This is a genomic window from Xanthomonas sacchari, assembly GCF_040529065.1.
In the GTDB taxonomy this organism is placed as follows: domain Bacteria; phylum Pseudomonadota; class Gammaproteobacteria; order Xanthomonadales; family Xanthomonadaceae; genus Xanthomonas_A; species Xanthomonas_A sacchari.
The window spans coordinates 849,721-866,887 of record NZ_CP132343.1 but is presented as its reverse complement, the minus strand read 5'-3'; the positions used below and the strand labels follow the sequence as shown (position 1 = coordinate 866,887).

The following is a 17,167-nucleotide window of genomic DNA, read 5'->3' as shown; positions in this document are numbered from 1 at the left end:
TGGGGATTGGGGATTGGGGATTGGGGATTGGGGATTGGGGATTGGGGAATCGGGAATCGGGAATCGGGAATCGGGAATCGGGAATCGGGAATCGGGAATCGGGAATCGGGAAAGCCTAGCGGCTTCGCCGGGGGGCGCAAGGTCGATGTGGGCGGGACGCGCGCAGGGCTGCGCATGCGCGAGCCGCACGACACGCAGTCCACCGCAAAGCGCGCGACTGGCTCTAAGCTGTGCCGATGAGCGCCTCGCCTCCCGATCCCGTCCCCCGCCCGCGCGCGCTGCTGCTGTGGCGGCTGCTGGCGCTGTTCTACGACGCCTGGCCGGTGCTGGCGCTGTGGTTCGTGATCTCGGCGCTGTTCACGCTCGGCTACACGCTGGAGGGCCATGCGCCGCGCGAGAACATCGCCCCGTTCAGCGCCCTGCAGTGGCTGCTGTGGCTGTGTTGCTGGGTGGTGGCCGGCCTGTACGCGACGCTGAGCTGGCGCCGCGGCGGCCAGACCCTGGGCATGCGTCCGTGGCGCCTGCGCCTGCACGGTGCCGATGGCTCCACGCCGCGCTGGGGCGCACTGTGGCGCCGCTATCTGGTCGGTACCGTGTCGTTGTTGCTGGGTGGGTTGGGGTTCTGGTGGGCGCTGGTCGATCGGGAACGGTTGACGTGGCATGACAGGGCCAGCGGTACCCGCCTGAGCCGCCAGCCCAAGACCACGCCCTGACCGCAGCACATGGGCGCGCGGCGGCGCGCCAACCACTCCTGCCACGTCGGGAGCACTGCGGCGCGGCATGACAGGGCCAGCGGTACCCGTCTAATCCGCCAGCCTAAAGCCAGGCCCTGACCGCAGCACATGGGCGCGCGGCGGCGCGCCAACCACTCCTGCCACGTCGGGAGCACTACGGCGCGGCACGACCGCGCCAGCGGTACCCGCCTGAGCCGCCAACCCAAGACCAAGCCCTGACCGCAGCACATGGGCGCGCGGCGGCGCGCCAACCGTTCCTGCCACATCGGGAGCACTGCGGCGCGGCACGATTGCGCCAGGGGCACCTCTCTGACCTGATGACCAAAACCATCTGACCCGATGACCAAAACCAAACGCAATCGGGAATCTATTCCGAGAAAACGGGCGCAGCATGGCTACTGAGCGTGCCAGTATTTTTTCGCCCCCCCTTCCTGACGTCCCGGTGCAGGAACTCCATCGACGACGCGACCGCAGCTTCCTTTGGCTTTTTGCTGGAGCCGCCGATTGATCCAGAGTATAAGCGTGCACCCATACCGCTGAGCCCAAGCATCATGATCGAGTATCGCTGGACGGCAATCGTTACATTGCTTGCACTGCTGGTCTATTTTTTCATGGGCCTCCAGGTAGGGCGCGCGCGTGGCAAGTCAGGCATCGACCCTCCTGCCATGACAGGTGACCCCATGCTCGAACGCGCCATTCGGATTCATTCCAACACACTGGAATGGCTTCCCATATTTCTGACAAGCCTTTGGCTGTTCGCGATTTACTGGAACCAGACGATCGCGACCATCATCGGAGCGATCTGGATCGCCGCAAGGATTTCTTACTCTATCGGCTACATGGCCGATCCAGCCAAGCGCATCCCGGGATTCATTACCCAGGCGTTAGCGTCGGGTGTTTTGCTACTGGGCTCGCTTGGCAAGATAGTTTTTGATCTGGCCACCGGCAGTTGATTGGCTTCTTCGACGTTCCGATGAGTCGCCTTCCCGATCAACCGTCCCATACGAGACAGCCCCGGCTGTCTCCCTAGCCGTTGCTGCAGCCCTGCCCGGAAATGGCTATCGGCGGGCAGATTGCGCCCGTCCGGCGGCAGCCGAAGATCACTGCCGCATAGAACAGGCAAAACACCTGCCAGTGGCGCTTGGACGACGCGCCGCCTAGCTGCTGCGTTTGCGGAACAGCAACCAGGACACGGTCAGCATCACCAGCGGCGGCAAGGCGTAGGCGATGCGGTAGTCGAACTTCAGCGCGCCGGCCATGCGTCCGAAGAACAGTTGCAGCAGCCAGAACACCAGGGCGAACAGGATGCCCAGGAACAGGCGCTTGCCCATGCCGCCGCTGCGCAGCGCGCCGAACGCGAACGGGATCGCGGCGAAGCACAGCGCCAGCACATTCAGCGGATAGAACCAGCGGCTCCAGTACTGGTCCTCGTAGTCGCGCGCGTCCAGGCCATTGCGGCGGCGGTACTCGATGCTGGTGTGCAGGTCGCGCGCCGACAGGTTGCGCGGCTTGGCCAGGCCCGAGGCCAGCGCCGCCGCATCCAGCCGCGACTGCCAGGGCAGGCTGTCGAACTTCTCGCGCTGCACCGAGCGCTCGGCGAAGGTGTCGCGGTAGGCATGCTTGAGTGTCCAGCCGCTGTGCCGGTGCTCGGCGATGGCGGCGTGGGTCAGCGAGGCCAGCCGGCCGCTGTCGTCCAGCGTGTACAGACGCACGTCGCGCAGCTCCAGCCAGGTGCCGCCGCCGTCCTCCAGGTGCTCTTCGCCGGCCTGCGCATTGAGGAAGGTGTTGCCCTCGCGCGCCCACAGCCCGGAATAGCGGGCCATGCTCATGTCGCCGTTGTACTTGGCGTTGGCCTTGATCGCATCGGCCTGGTTCTGCGCCCACGGCGCCAGGGTCTCGCCGTTGACCACCATGACCACGGTCAGCACCGCCATGGTCGAGGCTGCGGCCAGGCTCAGCCGGCGCCGCGACAGGCCCAGCGCGCGCAGCGCGGTCAGCTCGGAGGTGGCGGCGAGCTGGCCCAGGCCCATCAGCACGCCGATCACCGCGCCGGTCGGGAACAGGGTGTAGGCGCGGCGCGGCACCGTGTAGGCCACGAACGCGGCGGCATGGCCCAGGCTGTAGCTGCCGGTGCCGATCGTCTTGAACTCGTTGGACAGGGCCATGATCACGTCCAGGCCCAGCAGCACCGCCCAGGTCAGCAGCACCGTGCCGAGCACGGCGCGGCCCACGTACACATCATGCAGGTTCGGACGCAGCCTCATGCCGGCTGCCTCCGCGGCCGCGACAGCCGGCCATCGCGCAGGTACATCCACACCGACAAGGCCAGCAACGGCAGGGTCAGCCACCACAGGCCGAGCGCGCGCGGCAGCTTCTCGGTGCTCAGCCACTGGGTGCCGAGGAACATCAGGTTGGTGCCGACCAGGTAGGCCAGGAACGCCAGCATGATCCGGCCGTAGCGCTGCTGCCGCGGCGAACTGCGCGACAGCGGCAGGGTCAGCAGGGCGAAGGCCAGCGCCAACAGCGGCGGTGCCAGGCGCGCATGCAACTGCGCATTGGCCTGCGGGCGCGGATCGCCGATCAGCTTGGCGGTGGGCAGCAGTTCCGGATCGTCGTCCTTGCGCGCGGCGTTGCGGTCGGGCAGCGCCACGTCGTTGCTGACGAAACGCATCATCCGGTAGTCCAGCCCGTCGCCGGCCAGCGGGCCCTCGACCCGGTAGCCGTCCTCCAGGCGCAGGTAGCGGTCGGCCTTGCCCTCGAAGAACATGGCGCCGCGCTGCGCGGTGACCACGTCGAGGCGGCCGTCCTTCTGCCGCTGCATGAACACCTTGCTGAGCTTGGTGCCGTCCCCGGACAGGGTGCTGATGTAGACGATGCCGCCATCTGACAGCGGGGTGAAGCGCCCCGCCTCCAACCCCGCCATCAGCAGGCTGTGGTTGGCCTCGTCGATCAGCCGGTCGGAGGTGCGGTCGGCCCAGGGCCCCAGCCACAGCGAGCACATGCCGACCAGGGTCACCACCGGGATCACCAGCATCAGGATCGGGCGCAGCAGGCGCCGCGGGCCCACGCCGATGGCGGTGATCACCGCCATTTCCGAGTCGCGGTACAGCCGCGCCAGCGCCAGCAGCAGGCCCAGCATCAGCGCCAGCGGCAGGATCAGCGGCAGGTACACCACGAACTGCAGGCCCAGCTGGGAAAACAACAACTTGGCCGGGATGCGGCCATCGGCGATGTTGCCCAGGATGTCCACCAGCACACCACCGACGCTGACCACCAGCAGCACGATCAGGGTGGCCGAGAAGCTCTGGACGAAATCGCGCAGCAGGTATCGATCGAGCTTCGGCATGGGGGTGGGTTGATTTAAACTCTCGGATTCGTTCGCGGCTGCCCCAGCCTATCCGACTGGGGGTAAAGAGTCCGCGATTGTACGGATTTGCCAACGGAATCTGATCAATGGCCCTGGAATTCACCCTGAACCACGACGCCCCGGCCACCGCGGCGTTCGCTTGCATCGTCGTCGGCGTGTTCGCCGACAAGCGCCTGTCCCCGGCCGCCCAGGCCCTGGACGCGGCCAGCGGCGGACGCCTGACCGCCCTGGCCGAGCGCGGCGACGTCAGCGGCAAGACCGGCGCCACCGCCCTGCTCCACGATCTGCCGGGCGTGAGCGCGCCGCGGGTGCTGGCCGTGGGCCTGGGCGACGCCGCCAAGTTCGGCGTGCCGCAATACCTGAAGGCGGTCGGCGACGCCGCGCGTGCACTCAAGAGCGGGCCGGTGGCCAGCGCCCTGCTGACCCTGAGCGAACTGGAGGTCAAGGGCCGCGACCGCGCCTGGGCGATCCGCCAGGCGGTGATCGCCAGCGACCACGCCTGCTACCGCTACACCGCCACCCTCGGCAAGAAGAAGCCCGACGACAGCGGCCTCGCCCGCCTGGCCGTGCACGGCGACGACGCTACCGCGCTGGCCCAGGGCGAGGCGATCGCCGCCGGCGTGAAATTCGCCCGCGAACTGGGCAACCTGCCGCCGAACCTGTGCACCCCGGCCTACCTCGCCGAGACTGCCGCCGCCTTCGCCCAGGGCGTGGACGGCGCCGAGGCCGAGATCCTCGACGAGACGCAGATGCAGGAACTGGGCATGGGCTCGCTGCTGGCGGTGGCGCGCGGCTCGGCCAACCGCCCGCGCCTGCTGGTGCTGAAGTGGCATGGTGGCGGCGACGCCCAGCCCTACGTGCTGGTCGGCAAGGGCATCACCTTCGACACCGGCGGCGTCAACCTGAAGACCCAGGGCGGCATCGAGGAGATGAAGTACGACATGTGCGGTGGCGCCAATGTCATCGGCACCTTCGTCGCCGCCGCGACCGCGCGCCTGCCGCTGAACCTGGTGGTGGTGGTGCCGGCGGTGGAGAACGCGATCGACGGCAATGCCTACCGCCCGTCGGACGTGATCACCAGCATGTCCGGCAAGACCATCGAGGTCGGCAACACCGACGCCGAGGGCCGCCTGATCCTGTGCGATGCGCTGACCTACGCCGAACGCTTCAAGCCGGCAGCGCTGATCGACGTGGCCACCCTCACCGGCGCCTGCATGGTCGCCCTCGGCCACCAGACCGCCGGCCTGATGAGCAAGCACGACGACCTGGCCGCCGAACTGCTGGCCGCCGGCGAGCACGTGTTCGACCGCGCCTGGCGCCTGCCGCTGTGGGACGAGTACCAGGGCCTGCTGGATTCCAGCTTCGCCGACGTCTACAACATCGGCGGCCGCTGGGCCGGCGCGATCACCGCCGGCTGCTTCCTGTCGCGCTTCACCGAAGGCCAGCGCTGGGCGCACCTGGACATCGCCGGCGTGGCCAGCGACGAAGGCAAGCGCGGCATGGCCACCGGCCGCCCGGTGGGCTTGCTGTCGCAGTGGTTGCTCGACCGCGTTGCGGCCGGGAATTGAGAACCGGGAATCGGGAATCGTGAAAAGCGCCTTGTCTGACTCAACCGGAGGCGGCGCACGCGCCGCTACCCGCTGTTCCCATTCCCTATTCCCCATTCCCCACTCCCAGCCCTGATGCGCGCCGACTTCTACCTGATCGCCAAGCCGCGGTTCCTCAACGAACCGCTGCGGCTGGTGTGCGAGCTGGCGCGCAAGGCCAACGACGCCAACCTGTGGACGCTGGTGCTGGCGCGCGACATGGCCCAGGCCGAGGAGCTGGACGAGTTACTGTGGGCGTTCGATGCCGACGCCTACATCCCGCATCAGATCGCCGACGCCGATGCCGACGAGGAAGAGGCGCAGGTGTTGATCGTCCCGCCCGGCGTCGACGCGCCGCAGCGGCCGCTGGTGATCAACCTGCGCGACGCGCCCTACCTGGGCGCCTGCGACCGCGTGCTGGAAGTCGTGCCGGCCGACCCGTCCGCGCGTGACCCGCTGCGCGAGCGCTGGAAGCAGTACAAGGCCCAGGGCTACGCGGTCAACAAGCACGATATGTGATGAAGCGGAGAATCGGGAATGGAGAATCGGGAATCGTTTCTCCAAGCGCCGCATTGAGGCGGCCCCTGCTCTGCGCTCCATCGATTCCCCATTCCCGATTCCCGATTCCCAGCCCATGACCACCCTCGCCTCCAGCTACGATCCCACCTCCTTCGAATCGCGCCTGTACGCGCAATGGGAAGCGTCCGGTTACTTCGTGCCGTCCGGGAAAGGCACGCCGTACACCGTGCTGCTGCCGCCGCCGAACGTGACCGGCACGCTGCACATGGGCCACGCCTTCCAGCAGACGCTGATGGATGCGCTGGTGCGTTACCACCGCATGCGAGGCTTCGACACGCTGTGGCAGGTCGGCAGCGACCACGCCGGCATCGCTACCGAGATGGTGGTGTCGCGCAACCTGACCCTGGAAGGCAAGGGCGAGACCCGCGATTCGCTGGGCCGCGACGGCTTCATCGCCAAGGTCTGGGAGTGGAAGCAGCACTCCGGCGACACCATCGAGCGGCAGATGCGCCGCCTCGGCACCTCGGCCGACTGGTCGCGCAGCACCTTCACCATGGACCCACAGTCGTCGGCGGCGGTGATCGAGGCCTTCGTGCGCTGGCACGAACAGGGCCTGATCTACCGCGGCCAGCGCCTGGTCAACTGGGATCCGGTGCTGAAGACCGCGATCTCCGACCTGGAAGTGGAGAACGTCGAGGAAGACGGCTTCCTGTGGTCGATCGCCTACAAACTGGACGACGGCGCCAGCTACGAACACGTCGAGCACGACGCCGACGGCAACGAGACCCTGCGCGAGACCCGCGACTACCTGGTGGTCGCCACCACCCGCCCGGAGACCCTGCTCGGCGATACCGCGGTGATGGTGCACCCGGAGGATGCGCGCTACGCGCACCTGATCGGCAAGACCGTGACGCTGCCGCTGACCGGCCGCCGCGTGCCGGTGATCGGCGACGACTACGTCGACCGCGCGTTCGGCACCGGCGTGGTCAAGGTCACCCCGGCGCACGACTTCAACGACTACCAGGTCGGCGTGCGGCATGGGTTGCCGATGATCAACCTGTTCACCCCGACCGCTGCGCTCAACGACAGTGTCCCGGAAAAATATCGCGGTCTGGACCGCTTCGACGCGCGCAAGGCAGTGCTGGCCGACCTAGAGGAACAGGGCATCCTGGTCGAGACCAAGCCGCACAAGCTGCAGGTGCCGCGCGGCGACCGCACCGGCCAGGTGATCGAGCCGTACCTCACCGACCAGTGGTTCGTGAAGATGGACGCGCTGGCCAAGCGTGGCCTGGAGCTGGTCGAGTCCGGGCAGATCCAGTTCGTGCCGCCGAACTGGATCAACACCTACCGCCACTGGATGGAGAACATCCAGGACTGGTGCATCAGCCGCCAGCTGTGGTGGGGCCATCGCATCCCCGCCTGGTTCGATGACGCCGGCAACTGCTATGTCGGCCGCGACGAGGCCGACGCACGCGCCAGGGCCGGCCTCGGCGCCGACGTCGCCCTGCACCAGGACAGCGACGTGCTGGAAACCTGGTTCTCCTCGCAGCTGTGGCCGTTCTCGACCATGGGCTGGCCGGATCCGCAGGCGATGGCCGAGCGCGGCTTCGACCGCTACCTGCCGTCGAGCGTGCTGGTCACCGGCTTCGACATCATCTTCTTCTGGGTGGCGCGCATGATCATGGCCACCGACAGCTTCACCGGGAAAGTGCCGTTCCGTGACGTCTACATCACCGGCCTGATCCGCGACGCGCAAGGCCAGAAGATGTCCAAGTCCAAGGGCAACGTGCTCGATCCGCTGGACATCATCGACGGCATCGACATCGAGGCCCTGGTCGCCAAGCGCACCACCGGGCTGATGAAGCCGCAGGACGCCCCCAAAATCGAGAAGGCCACCCGCAAGGAATTCCCGAACGGCGTCGCCGCCCATGGCGCCGACGCGCTGCGCTTCACCATCGCGGCCCTGGCAAGCCACGGTCGCGACATCAAGTTCGACCTGGGCCGCGCCGAGGGCTACAAGAACTTCTGCAACAAGCTGTGGAATGCCAGCCGCTTCGTGTTGATGAACACGCAGGGTGGGGATTCGGGAGTCGGGATTCGGGAGTCGCATCAGCCGGTCACCGATGCCGAGAAGTGGATCCTGCTGCGGTTGCAGGCGGTGACTGCCGAGGCGCAGGCGCAGTTCGCCGCGTACCGCTTCGACCTGCTGGCGCAGTGCCTGTACGAATTCGCCTGGAACGAGTTCTGCGACTGGTTCCTGGAACTGGCCAAGCCGGCGCTGAGCGGCGACGACGCGGCCGCCGCCGACAGCACCCGTCACACCCTGCTGCACGTGCTGGAAACCCTGCTGCGCCTGCTGCACCCGCTGACCCCTTTCCTTACCGAGGAGCTGTGGCAGCAGGTGGCGCCGCGCCTGGGCATCGCCGCGCCGACCATCTCGCTGCAGCCGTATCCGGATGCGGCGGCGATGGACGTGTCCGCCTACGCCGGCGCAGCGGCCGACGTGGAATGGCTGAAGGCGATGGTGTCGGCGCTGCGCCGCGTGCGCAGCGAACTGCAGGTGGCACCGTCGCGGCAGGTGCCGCTGCTGCTGCAAGGTGGACAGGCGCAGGATCGTGCGCGGGTGGAACGCTTCGCGGCGCAGTTGCGCTTCCTGCTCAAGCTGGAGTCCATCCAGTGGCTGGACGACGGCGCGCCGTCGCCGGCCGCGGCCACCGCGATCGTCGGCGAACTGAAGCTGCTGGTGCCGCTGGAAGGCCTGGTCGACCTGGATGCCGAACGCCTGCGCCTGGATAAGGAGATCGCCCGCGTCGCCGCGGAGAAGGACAAGAGCGAGGCCAAGCTGGGCAAGTTCACCGACAAGGTGCCGCCCGCGGTGATCGAGCAGGAACGCCAGCGCCTAGCCGACTGGAGCGCGCAACTCGACGGCCTGCGCGCGCAGCGCGCCAAGCTGTAACGCAACACAGGTTGTAGGAGCTGCTTCAGCCGCGACCTCTGTCCCTAACGGGTCGCGGCTGAAGCCGCTCCTACAACACAAGCACCGGCGACGCGGCGCCATGCCACGTCCGGGCATTGGCAGCGATGCGGACGGCCTCGGACCATCCCAACGTCATCTCGGCTTGGCATCGCGACTGATGCCCCATCGCCGCACCACCACACCGCTGCCCGGCCTTCCGGGCAGCGGCGCACCGATGCCCTTACAGCTTGCCGGCGCCGGCCTTGGCCTTGACGTCGGCTGCCACCTTGTTCGCCGGCAGCAGCGAATAGGTGTACGGCGGGGTCCAGCCGATGTTGTTGTTCCACGAGCAGGTCAGCGCATTGCCGTTGAGCAGCGAGCCGAAATCGCGGTAGACGCTGCCGCCGTAGTCGGCCGCGATCTTGTCGCAACTGCTCACGCCGCTGATGTCGAAGACGTTGTTCTCGGAGAAGATCTTCGATTCCTTGCCGACGCCGTGCGCGTAGGAGAACGGATACACCGCGTTGCTGGTGCTGCCGACGTGGTAGTTGTTGTACAGGTGCACCTGGCCGAAGCGCACCCGCGGCGCGCGCGCGGAGATGTTCTCGAACAGGGTGTTGTGGATGGTCACCTTGAGCTTGCCGCTGTCGGTGCTGGAGGCGCTGTCGCTGGAGCCGATCAGGTTGTTCTTCTCGTGCGACTTGAACGCCGAATAGGACACGGTGACGTAGTTGGCGCCCTTCTTGATGTCCAGCGCGCCGTCGTGGTGCTGCTTGGGCCGGCCGTTGGCGGTGCCGTTCTGGTCGTCGGTGCGGCGGCCGTCGGTGAAGGTCACATGGTCCACCCACACGTTGCTGGCGCCCTCGATGGTCATGCCGTCGTATTCGGAATTCCAGTTGCCGGCGCTGCCATCGTCCGGATCCCACACCGGTTGCGGATCCCACGGATTCTCGATGGTGATGTTGCGCACGATCACGTCATTGGCCTTGACGTAGAAATAGCCCTCGCGGATCTCGGCATTGCTGCCGACGCCGATCAGGGTGGTCTTGGTCGGGACGTCCAGGCGTGCGCGGCTCTTCATGTCGGCGGTGGTGCTGTACGGCGTGCCCTCGCTGATGTCGATGATGCCGTTGACCTTGATGATGCGGCCGTTGCTGCCGGCGCTGGCCTTCAGCGCGGCCTTCAGCTGTGCCGCGGTGCTGACGCTGTAGATGTCGGCCGCGGCGGCTTTGGATCCGCCCTTGGTGCCGCCGTTCTGCGTGGCCCAGCCGGTGGTGGCGACCTCCAGGCTGGCGTCGGCATGGGCGGCGCCGGCGATGCCGGCCAGGCACAGGGCCAGGCCGAACGTGCGCAGCGGCGAGCGTGGCGATGAAGCGATGCGGGACTGCGTGGTCATCCTGGAAACCTCGTGAGCATGCGTGGTTTGGACGCAGGCGCGCGTGCTCCGCCACGGCGGAATGCACGGCGACGCCTGCGCGGTCGCTGTCCCCTCGGACAACTGCGGGTCATGCCTTCGTGGGAGGCAGGCGCCGAAGAGGCGCGCACTGTAGGCAGCGCGCGGCGGCTGTAAAGCGCCGCTGTAGACACCCACGATCCAGCAGCAGGATGTGTGAGATGCATCGCACAAATCGGCCGCGCGCGGCAACGCGCCGTGGCGCCCACGCTGCGGGACAACAACGCTGTCCCACCGACAGCAGGGCGACATTGCAAAGCAGCCTGCAACCGCGCCAGGACCGCGCAAAAACGTGCGTGGCGGACGCGGACCAGGCATGCGTGACCGCCGCCGGAGAGCGCGCTCGTCGCGGGGACGCTGCCTGCGCGGCGGCGTGACACACTTCGGCAGGCGTATGCCGCACCGGGTGCGCAGTTCGGCATCCCGGCAGCGGCAACGCAAACGCGGCACGCAAGCAGGCCGCGGCGCGCGGCAATGCGGCGCGCGAACGCGCCTCAGGACATGCCGTCGAAGAACAGCTCGATCGCCATCACCAGCGCGTCCTCGCGGCCGTTCGCGGCCGGGTAGTAGCGCGGGCGCCGGCCGATCTCGTTGAAGCCTTCGCTGTGGTACAGGGCGATCGCATTGGGATTGGACGGCCGCACTTCCAGGAACACCCGGCGCGCGCCGAGATCGACGCCGTACTTGATCAGCGCGCGCAGCAGCAGCCGGCCGTAGCCGCGCGATTGCCGCTCCGGCGCTACGCAGACGTTGAGAATATGGGCCTCGTCGGCGGCAACGCTGATCACCCCGTAGCCGACGATCGTGCCCTCCTCCACCAGCACCCAGCCCGGGTAGCCGGCCTGCAGGCAGTCGCGGAAGATGCCGCGGGTCCAGGGGAACGGATAGGCGCGGCGCTCGATCTCCATCACCGCGTCCAGGTCGGCCTCGCGCAGGGCGCGCAGCGTGGCCGGCGGCGCCGACGCCGAGCCGAGCGCGCTCATCGCGGCGCCCGCTTGCGCAGCGCGCGCAGCTGCGGCCACAGCGCGCGCTTGGCCGCGGCATTGCCGCGCAGTTCGTCCAGCGGCCAGGTCGCCATCAGCGCCTGCGTGGCCGGATCGTTGGGATTGAGGCCGGAAGCGCGCAGCAAGGCGATCTGCAGGCGATCGGGCAGGCGCAGGCCGACCCGGCGCGCCCCGGCCGCAGGCGCCGCACGCGGCGCGTCTGGCTGCACCGCCGGTGCCGGGGGCGCGGATGCCCGCCGCCGCTCCGGTGCGTCGCCGGCCGGCATGTCGGCGGCATGGCCGCCACGCGGCGGCGCCGATGCCGATGGCGCGCGCTGCACCGGCGGCGCCGGCTCGGTCGCCGGCGACGGGATGGGCTCGGGCTCGACCACGGCCGCGGCATCCACGTACACGGTGTGGCCGAGCGCCTGCAGCCAGCCGACCTGCTCGGCCGACCACAACGGCGCATGCATGGACGCCTGCTCGCTCATGCCGCGTCCGGCACCTTGCGCCAGCGCCGCCACAGCCACAGGCACGGCCCGGACAGCGCGTACAGCACGCCGATCGCCAGCAGCGCCCGGGCCAGGTCGATGACCAGCACCGCCAGCACGATCGGCGCCAGCACCAGCATCAGGAACGGCACCCGGTCGGTGCGCGGGCCCTTCTCGCCACTGCCCTTGAAGCTCCAGAAGCGGATGCGGCTGACCATCAGCAGCGCCGCGGTCACGGTCAGGCCCAGCGCCACGTAGCGCAGCTGTTCGCCGTCCCAGCCCAGCGAGCCGTCGGCGAAGGACCACACGAAGGCCATCATCAGCCCGGCCGCGGCCGGACTGGCCAGGCCCACGAACCAGCGCTTGTCGACCGTGCCGACCTGGGTGTTGAAGCGGGCCAGGCGCAGCGCGGCGCAGGCCGCGTACAGGAACGCCGCCGACCAGCCGACCCGGCCGAGCATGCCGCCGTCGAACTTCAGCGCCGACAGCGACCAGTGGTACATCACCAGCGCCGGCGCCATGCCGAAGCTGACCAGGTCGGCCAGCGAGTCGTACTGCACGCCGAATTCGCTGCTGGTGCCGGTCAGCCGCGCCACCCGCCCGTCCAGCCCGTCCATCACCGCGGCCACGAACACCGCCACGCTGGCGTGCACGAACTGGCCGTTGGCGGCGGCGATGATGGCGTAGAAACCGGAGAACAGGCCGGCGGTGGTGAACAGGTTCGGCAGCAGATAGATGGTGCGCGAACGGGGGGGCGGTCGGGATGGGTCCATCCCGCCAGTCTAATCGACTTGCCAGGCCCGTCGGCGGGTGCTGCAATCGGCGCTCCCGCCGCGCCCTGGAGACCGAGATGCGCGCCCTGCCCCGGTTTTGCTGCCTGTCCCTGCTCGCCGTCAGCGGCATGCTCGGCGCCACCACCCTGTACCAATGGAAGGACGCCCAGGGCGTCACCCACTATGCCGAGACCCCGCCGACCGGCGGCAAGTACCAGGTGCGCAAGGTCGACACCCGCGGCGACGCCCCGGCCGAGACGCCCGCGGCCGCCCCGGCCGAGAGCGGCCAGTGCCTGACCGCGCGCAAGAACCTGGACATCCTCAACAAGCCCGGCAAGATCACCACCGACAGCGATGGCGACGGCAAGCCGGACGGGGAGCTGGACGAATCCCAGCGCGGCGCGCAGAAGGCCCTGGCCGAGGCCGCGATCAAGGCCTACTGCAGCCCTGCGGCCGCACCCGCCAAGTAAGCCGGCCGCGCCCCGAACACGCGCCGCCAGCCGCGGGCGATGCCCGCAGCGCCGGCAATGACTGGCAAAATGGGCGACCCGCCGTCTGCGAAGCCCCTCGATGCGCCTTTCCCAGTTCCACCTGCACACCACCAAGGAAACCCCGGCCGACGCCGAACTGGTCAGCCACCAGCTGATGCTGCGCGCGGGCATGATCCGCAAGCTCGCCTCCGGCCTGTACACCTGGTCGCCGCTGGGCCTGCGCGTACTGCGCAAGGTGGAAGCGGTGGTGCGCGAGGAAATGAACCGCGCCGGCGCGGTGGAAGTGCTGTTCCCGACCATCCAGCCGCGCGAGCTGTGGGACGCCACCGGGCGCTGGAGCAAGTTCGGCGGGCTGATGCTGCGCATGCAGGACCGCAAGGAACAGGACTATTGCTACAGCCCGACCGCCGAAGAGGCCGCCGCCGATTTCGCGCGGCAGGAGCTGAGCAGCTACAAGCAGTTGCCGGTCAACTTCTACCAGATCCAGACCAAGTTCCGCGACGAGATCCGCCCGCGCTTCGGGGTGATGCGCGCGCGCGAATTCCTGATGAAGGACGCCTACTCGTTCCACATCAGCGACGAGGATCTGGCGCGCGAATACGAGAACATGAAGGCGGCCTACACCCGCATCTTCACCCGCCTGGGACTGCAGTTCCGTGCGGTGCAGGCCGATTCCGGCGACATCGGCGGCGACGCCTCGCAGGAATTCCACGTGCTGGCCGCCTCCGGCGAGGATTCGCTGGCGTTCTCCACCGGCTCGGACTACGCAGCCAACGTCGAGGCCGCGATCGCCGCGGCCCCGGCCCCGCGCGCCGCAGCGAGCGAGGAACTGCGCAAGGTCGCCACGCCCACCCAGAAGACCTGCGAGGCAGTGGCCGAGTTGCTCGGCATCCCGCTGCAGCGCACGGTCAAGTCGGTGGCGGTGATGGCCGGCGAGACCTTCGTGCTGGCGCTGGTGCGCGGCGACCACACGGTCAACGAGATCAAGCTGGGCAAGGTCGCCGGCCTGGCCGGCTATCGCATGGCCAACGAGGCCGAGATCCTTGCGCATCTGGGCAGCGAGCCGGGCTTCCTCGGTCCGCTGGGTCCGCGCCGGCCGATCCGCGTGGTCGCCGACCGCGACGTGGCGGCGCTGGCCGACTTCGTCGTCGGCGCCAACGAACGCGGCTTCCACCTGGCCGGGGTCAACTGGGGCCGCGACCTGCCGGAACCGGACGCCGTCGCCGACCTGCGCAACGTGGTCGAGGGCGAGCGCGCCCACGACGGCGGCGAGATTCGCCTGGCCCGCGGCATCGAGGTCGGCCATGTGTTCCAGCTCGGCCGCCAGTATGCGCAGGCGCTGGACGCCACCGTGGTGGACGAAAACGGCAAGACCGTGACGCTGGCGATGGGCTGCTACGGTATCGGCATTTCCCGCATCGTCGCCGCGGCGATCGAGCAGAACCACGACGATGCCGGCATCCGCTGGCCGCAGCCGATGGCGCCGTGGACGGTGGCGGTGTGCGTGATCAATCCCAAGCGCGATGCGTCGGTGGACGCCGCCGGCGAGGCACTGCTGGCCGAGCTGCAGCAGGCCGGGCTGGACGCGGTGCTGGACGACCGCGGCCTGCGCCCCGGCGCGATGTTCGCCGATATCGAGCTGATCGGCGTGCCGCACCGGGTGGTGGTCTCGGAGCGGGGATTGGCTGCCGACACCTTCGAATATCGCGCGCGCAGCGGCGGCGATGCCGAGCACCTGGATCGAGGCGCCTTGCTGGCACGCCTGCAGGCGTGACGAAAGGGGCCGGGAGGATATCCCGGCCCTTTTTCTTTACGCCGCCGTCACGTCATATGGGCGAAACCGAAGCGGCACGTTCGCAATTGAATACGCCGTACATGGATCCATAAGGACATATTCCAACGGCATTGCGACCGGAAATACTCGCAGCGAATAAGCCGGATATTTGTCAATCCGATAAAGCATCATTATGATCCTGCGCTGGCCAGGGAATGGCGGAAGCCACCACCCATTTTCCGGAGTAAAGATGACCATCGATCTCAGTGGCCTGTCGGCCAAGCAGTTGGGCGCCCTCATCAAGACCGCCAAGAAGCAGCAGTCCATCGTCGCTAAGCGCACCCCCATCGCCAAGGTCCGCACCCAGCTGGCGCGCCTGGCCAAGAGCCACGGCTACAGCATCGAGGAAGTCTTCGGCGGCGCTCCCGCCGCGCGCGGCCGCAAGGCCGGCAAGCCTGGTCCGAAGCCGGGCCGCAAACTGGGCAAGGTTCCGCCGAAATACCGCAATCCCGCCAATGCCGCCGAAACCTGGACCGGCCGCGGCAAGCAGCCGCGCTGGCTGGCCGACCTGGTCGCCAAGGGCAAGAAGGTCGAGGATTTCCTGATCGCCGGCGGCGCTGCCAAATCCGCCGCGCCGGCCAAGAAGACCGCCAAGAAGGCCACCAAGCGCGTCGCCAAGAAGGCCAGCAAGAGCGCCGCGCCGAAGGCGTGATTCGCCGCGACGACAGTAACGAAAAACGCCGGCGCATGCCGGCGTTTTTCTTTTCAGTATTCAAAGATTCTTGCGCGCCGGTACCAACAGATTGCCGAACAACAGGCCGGCGACCAGCGCCATCACGATATTGGTCACCGTCAACAGCGCCGATTGCCCGCCGATCACGTCCTGCTGCTGGACCATCGTCAGCAGCCCGCGCAGGCTGGCGCTGCCGGGCACCAGCATGATGATGCCCGGCAGCCGGACCAGCGCGCCCGGCCGCTGCACGATGCGCCCGAACAGATTGCCGGCCGCGGTCAGCACCATCGCCGACAGGAAGATGCCGACCGGGCTGCCCCAGGCGTCGCCGGCGAAGCGCGCGATCGCATAACCAGCCACCGAGGCGGCCATCACGAACGGATAATCGCGGCCGCTGGCCTTGAACAGCAGCGCGAACGCGTAGGCGGCCACCAGCAGCGACGCCCACTCCACCCAGCCGTGCTGCGGACGCGACGCCTGCACCATCGGCTCCAGGCCGAGCAGTTGCGCCAGGGTCACCGCGATCACCGCGCCGACGGTCAGCTTGAGGATGGTGGTGACCGCGCCGGCGAAGCGCGCCGTGCCCGAGACCCAGTGCTGGCTGGTCAGTTCGTTGACCGCATTGGTCAGCGCCATACCGGGCAGCAACACCACCAGCGAGGCGATGATCACCGTATTGAGATTCAGCGGCGCCACGAAACTGGCCACCAGGGTCGCGACGAAACCGGCCAGCAGCGCCGCCAGCGCATCGTTGGCCTCCTTGGTCGCCGGGCGCTTGTCGGTGAGCTGGGTGAGCACGCCGATCAGCAGGCCGATGGCGCTGGCGGTGGCGATGTCCAGCCACGGCAGGCGCCACAGCCCGGCCACGCCGGCCGCGGCCAGGCCGAAGCCGAGCACCTGCATCGCCATCCAGCGCCGTCCCGGCGGCTGGTCCAGCTGGCGCAGCGCGGTGTGGCCCTGGGCCACGCTCATGCGCCCGCTGGCCACGTCGTCGGCGATGCGGTCGGCGACACTGAGCTTGTGCAGGTCGTTGTCGCCGGGCGCCAGCCGCACCACGCGGGTGATGTCGCTGGACCCGATCGCCTTGGTCGGGTCGCTGAAACTGAGGATCAGCCCGGTCGGGTTGGACCAGGGCTCGCAGTCCAGGTCCAGTTGCTGCGACAGCGCCACCACCGCCGCCTCCAGCCGCTGCGCGGTGGTGCCGTAGGTGTGCAGTCGCCCGGCGATGTCGGAGACGAAGGCGATGCGCTGCGCGTAGGTCGCGTTGGCGGAGGGACTGACGGTGGGAGCGGCGGGCATGTCGGCTA

At 68.5% G+C, this 17,167-nt stretch carries 15 protein-coding genes; 8 read left to right on the top strand and 7 right to left on the bottom strand.

From position 1 onward, the window contains the following. The first annotated feature begins 236 nt into the window (after positions 1-236). Positions 237-713 carry an RDD family protein gene (locus tag RAB71_RS03795; RefSeq protein ID WP_010343582.1) on the top strand — a complete coding sequence of 159 codons (477 nt, stop codon included), beginning with the start codon at positions 237-239 and terminating at the stop codon, positions 711-713. Positions 714-1,285: 572 nt separating this feature from the next. Continuing rightward, positions 1,286-1,687: an MAPEG family protein gene (locus tag RAB71_RS03790; protein ID WP_010343581.1), complete on the top strand. Its 402-nt coding sequence runs from the start codon at positions 1,286-1,288 to the stop codon at positions 1,685-1,687. Positions 1,688-1,891: 204 nt separating this feature from the next. On the opposite strand, the gene lptG is transcribed toward RAB71_RS03790, so the two are convergent. Continuing rightward, on the bottom strand, positions 1,892-2,998 hold the full coding sequence (lptG, locus tag RAB71_RS03785; RefSeq protein WP_010343580.1) for an LPS export ABC transporter permease LptG: 1,107 nt from the start codon (positions 2,996-2,998) through the stop codon (positions 1,892-1,894). Further along, complete coding sequence (gene lptF / locus RAB71_RS03780; protein ID WP_010343579.1) at positions 2,995-4,080, bottom strand: LPS export ABC transporter permease LptF; 1,086 nt, start codon at positions 4,078-4,080, stop codon at positions 2,995-2,997. Before lptF ends, lptG begins: the two co-directional genes overlap by 4 nt. A 107-nt stretch (positions 4,081-4,187) precedes the next feature. Between lptF and RAB71_RS03775 the strand changes: the two genes are divergently transcribed. The 3 genes from RAB71_RS03775 (at position 4,188) to RAB71_RS03765 (ending at position 9,162) form a co-directional block, all read left to right on the top strand. After that, positions 4,188-5,669, top strand: a complete 1,482-nt coding sequence (locus RAB71_RS03775) for a leucyl aminopeptidase (protein ID WP_010343578.1) — start codon at positions 4,188-4,190, stop codon at positions 5,667-5,669. Between the two features lie 111 nt (positions 5,670-5,780). After that, positions 5,781-6,206, top strand: coding sequence for a DNA polymerase III subunit chi (locus RAB71_RS03770; protein WP_029562175.1), 426 nt, complete (start codon positions 5,781-5,783; stop codon positions 6,204-6,206). Positions 6,207-6,321: 115 nt separating this feature from the next. After that, complete coding sequence (locus tag RAB71_RS03765) at positions 6,322-9,162, top strand: valine--tRNA ligase (RefSeq protein WP_010343576.1); 2,841 nt, start codon at positions 6,322-6,324, stop codon at positions 9,160-9,162. A 241-nt stretch (positions 9,163-9,403) separates the two neighbouring features. Here RAB71_RS03765 and RAB71_RS03760 read toward each other — a convergent pair whose 3' ends face one another. From RAB71_RS03760 to pssA, 4 genes are all read right to left on the bottom strand, one after another. Further along, positions 9,404-10,558, bottom strand: a complete 1,155-nt coding sequence (locus RAB71_RS03760; protein WP_010343575.1) for a polysaccharide lyase family 1 protein — start codon at positions 10,556-10,558, stop codon at positions 9,404-9,406. A gap of 551 nt (positions 10,559-11,109) precedes the next feature. Further along, positions 11,110-11,598: a ribosomal protein S18-alanine N-acetyltransferase gene (rimI, locus tag RAB71_RS03755; protein WP_010343574.1), complete on the bottom strand. Its 489-nt coding sequence runs from the start codon at positions 11,596-11,598 to the stop codon at positions 11,110-11,112. Continuing rightward, on the bottom strand, positions 11,595-12,071 hold the full coding sequence (locus RAB71_RS03750; protein ID WP_208625099.1) for an alanine acetyltransferase: 477 nt from the start codon (positions 12,069-12,071) through the stop codon (positions 11,595-11,597). Before RAB71_RS03750 ends, rimI begins: the two co-directional genes overlap by 4 nt. Positions 12,072-12,085: 14 nt before the next feature. Continuing rightward, entirely contained in the window at positions 12,086-12,862 is a 777-nt protein-coding gene (gene pssA, locus RAB71_RS03745; protein ID WP_010340188.1) for a CDP-diacylglycerol--serine O-phosphatidyltransferase, read from the bottom strand. Between the two features lie 77 nt (positions 12,863-12,939). Between pssA and RAB71_RS03740 the strand changes: the two genes are divergently transcribed. The 3 genes from RAB71_RS03740 (at position 12,940) to RAB71_RS03730 (ending at position 15,839) form a co-directional block, all read left to right on the top strand. Beyond that, a complete protein-coding gene (locus RAB71_RS03740; protein ID WP_010340189.1) occupies positions 12,940-13,332 on the top strand; it encodes a DUF4124 domain-containing protein in 393 nt (130 codons plus the stop codon). A gap of 100 nt (positions 13,333-13,432) precedes the next feature. Continuing rightward, positions 13,433-15,127, top strand: coding sequence for a proline--tRNA ligase (locus tag RAB71_RS03735; protein WP_010340191.1), 1,695 nt, complete (start codon positions 13,433-13,435; stop codon positions 15,125-15,127). 250 nt (positions 15,128-15,377) lie between these two features. Next, positions 15,378-15,839 carry an H-NS family nucleoid-associated regulatory protein gene (locus tag RAB71_RS03730; RefSeq protein ID WP_010340192.1) on the top strand — a complete coding sequence of 154 codons (462 nt, stop codon included), beginning with the start codon at positions 15,378-15,380 and terminating at the stop codon, positions 15,837-15,839. A 60-nt stretch (positions 15,840-15,899) separates the two neighbouring features. On the opposite strand, the gene RAB71_RS03725 is transcribed toward RAB71_RS03730, so the two are convergent. Further along, entirely contained in the window at positions 15,900-17,159 is a 1,260-nt protein-coding gene (locus tag RAB71_RS03725) for a threonine/serine exporter ThrE family protein (protein ID WP_010340193.1), read from the bottom strand. Positions 17,160-17,167: the final 8 nt, after the last annotated feature.

What these genes read in the sequence shown, in the direction of transcription:
- RAB71_RS03765 (WP_010343576.1), top strand. Translation starts at nt 6,322, where the DNA reads ATGACCACCCTCGCCTCCAGCTACGATCCCACCTCCTTCGAATCGCGC.
- lptG (WP_010343580.1), bottom strand. Translation starts at nt 2,998, where the DNA reads ATGAGGCTGCGTCCGAACCTGCATGATGTGTACGTGGGCCGCGCCGTG.
- lptF (WP_010343579.1), bottom strand. Translation starts at nt 4,080, where the DNA reads ATGCCGAAGCTCGATCGATACCTGCTGCGCGATTTCGTCCAGAGCTTC.
- RAB71_RS03725 (WP_010340193.1), bottom strand. Translation starts at nt 17,159, where the DNA reads ATGCCCGCCGCTCCCACCGTCAGTCCCTCCGCCAACGCGACCTACGCG.
- RAB71_RS03775 (WP_010343578.1), top strand. Translation starts at nt 4,188, where the DNA reads ATGGCCCTGGAATTCACCCTGAACCACGACGCCCCGGCCACCGCGGCG.
- RAB71_RS03735 (WP_010340191.1), top strand. Translation starts at nt 13,433, where the DNA reads ATGCGCCTTTCCCAGTTCCACCTGCACACCACCAAGGAAACCCCGGCC.
- pssA (WP_010340188.1), bottom strand. Translation starts at nt 12,862, where the DNA reads ATGGACCCATCCCGACCGCCCCCCCGTTCGCGCACCATCTATCTGCTG.
- RAB71_RS03760 (WP_010343575.1), bottom strand. Translation starts at nt 10,558, where the DNA reads ATGACCACGCAGTCCCGCATCGCTTCATCGCCACGCTCGCCGCTGCGC.
- rimI (WP_010343574.1), bottom strand. Translation starts at nt 11,598, where the DNA reads ATGAGCGCGCTCGGCTCGGCGTCGGCGCCGCCGGCCACGCTGCGCGCC.
- RAB71_RS03730 (WP_010340192.1), top strand. Translation starts at nt 15,378, where the DNA reads ATGACCATCGATCTCAGTGGCCTGTCGGCCAAGCAGTTGGGCGCCCTC.
- RAB71_RS03740 (WP_010340189.1), top strand. Translation starts at nt 12,940, where the DNA reads ATGCGCGCCCTGCCCCGGTTTTGCTGCCTGTCCCTGCTCGCCGTCAGC.
- RAB71_RS03790 (WP_010343581.1), top strand. Translation starts at nt 1,286, where the DNA reads ATGATCGAGTATCGCTGGACGGCAATCGTTACATTGCTTGCACTGCTG.
- RAB71_RS03795 (WP_010343582.1), top strand. Translation starts at nt 237, where the DNA reads ATGAGCGCCTCGCCTCCCGATCCCGTCCCCCGCCCGCGCGCGCTGCTG.
- RAB71_RS03750 (WP_208625099.1), bottom strand. Translation starts at nt 12,071, where the DNA reads ATGCATGCGCCGTTGTGGTCGGCCGAGCAGGTCGGCTGGCTGCAGGCG.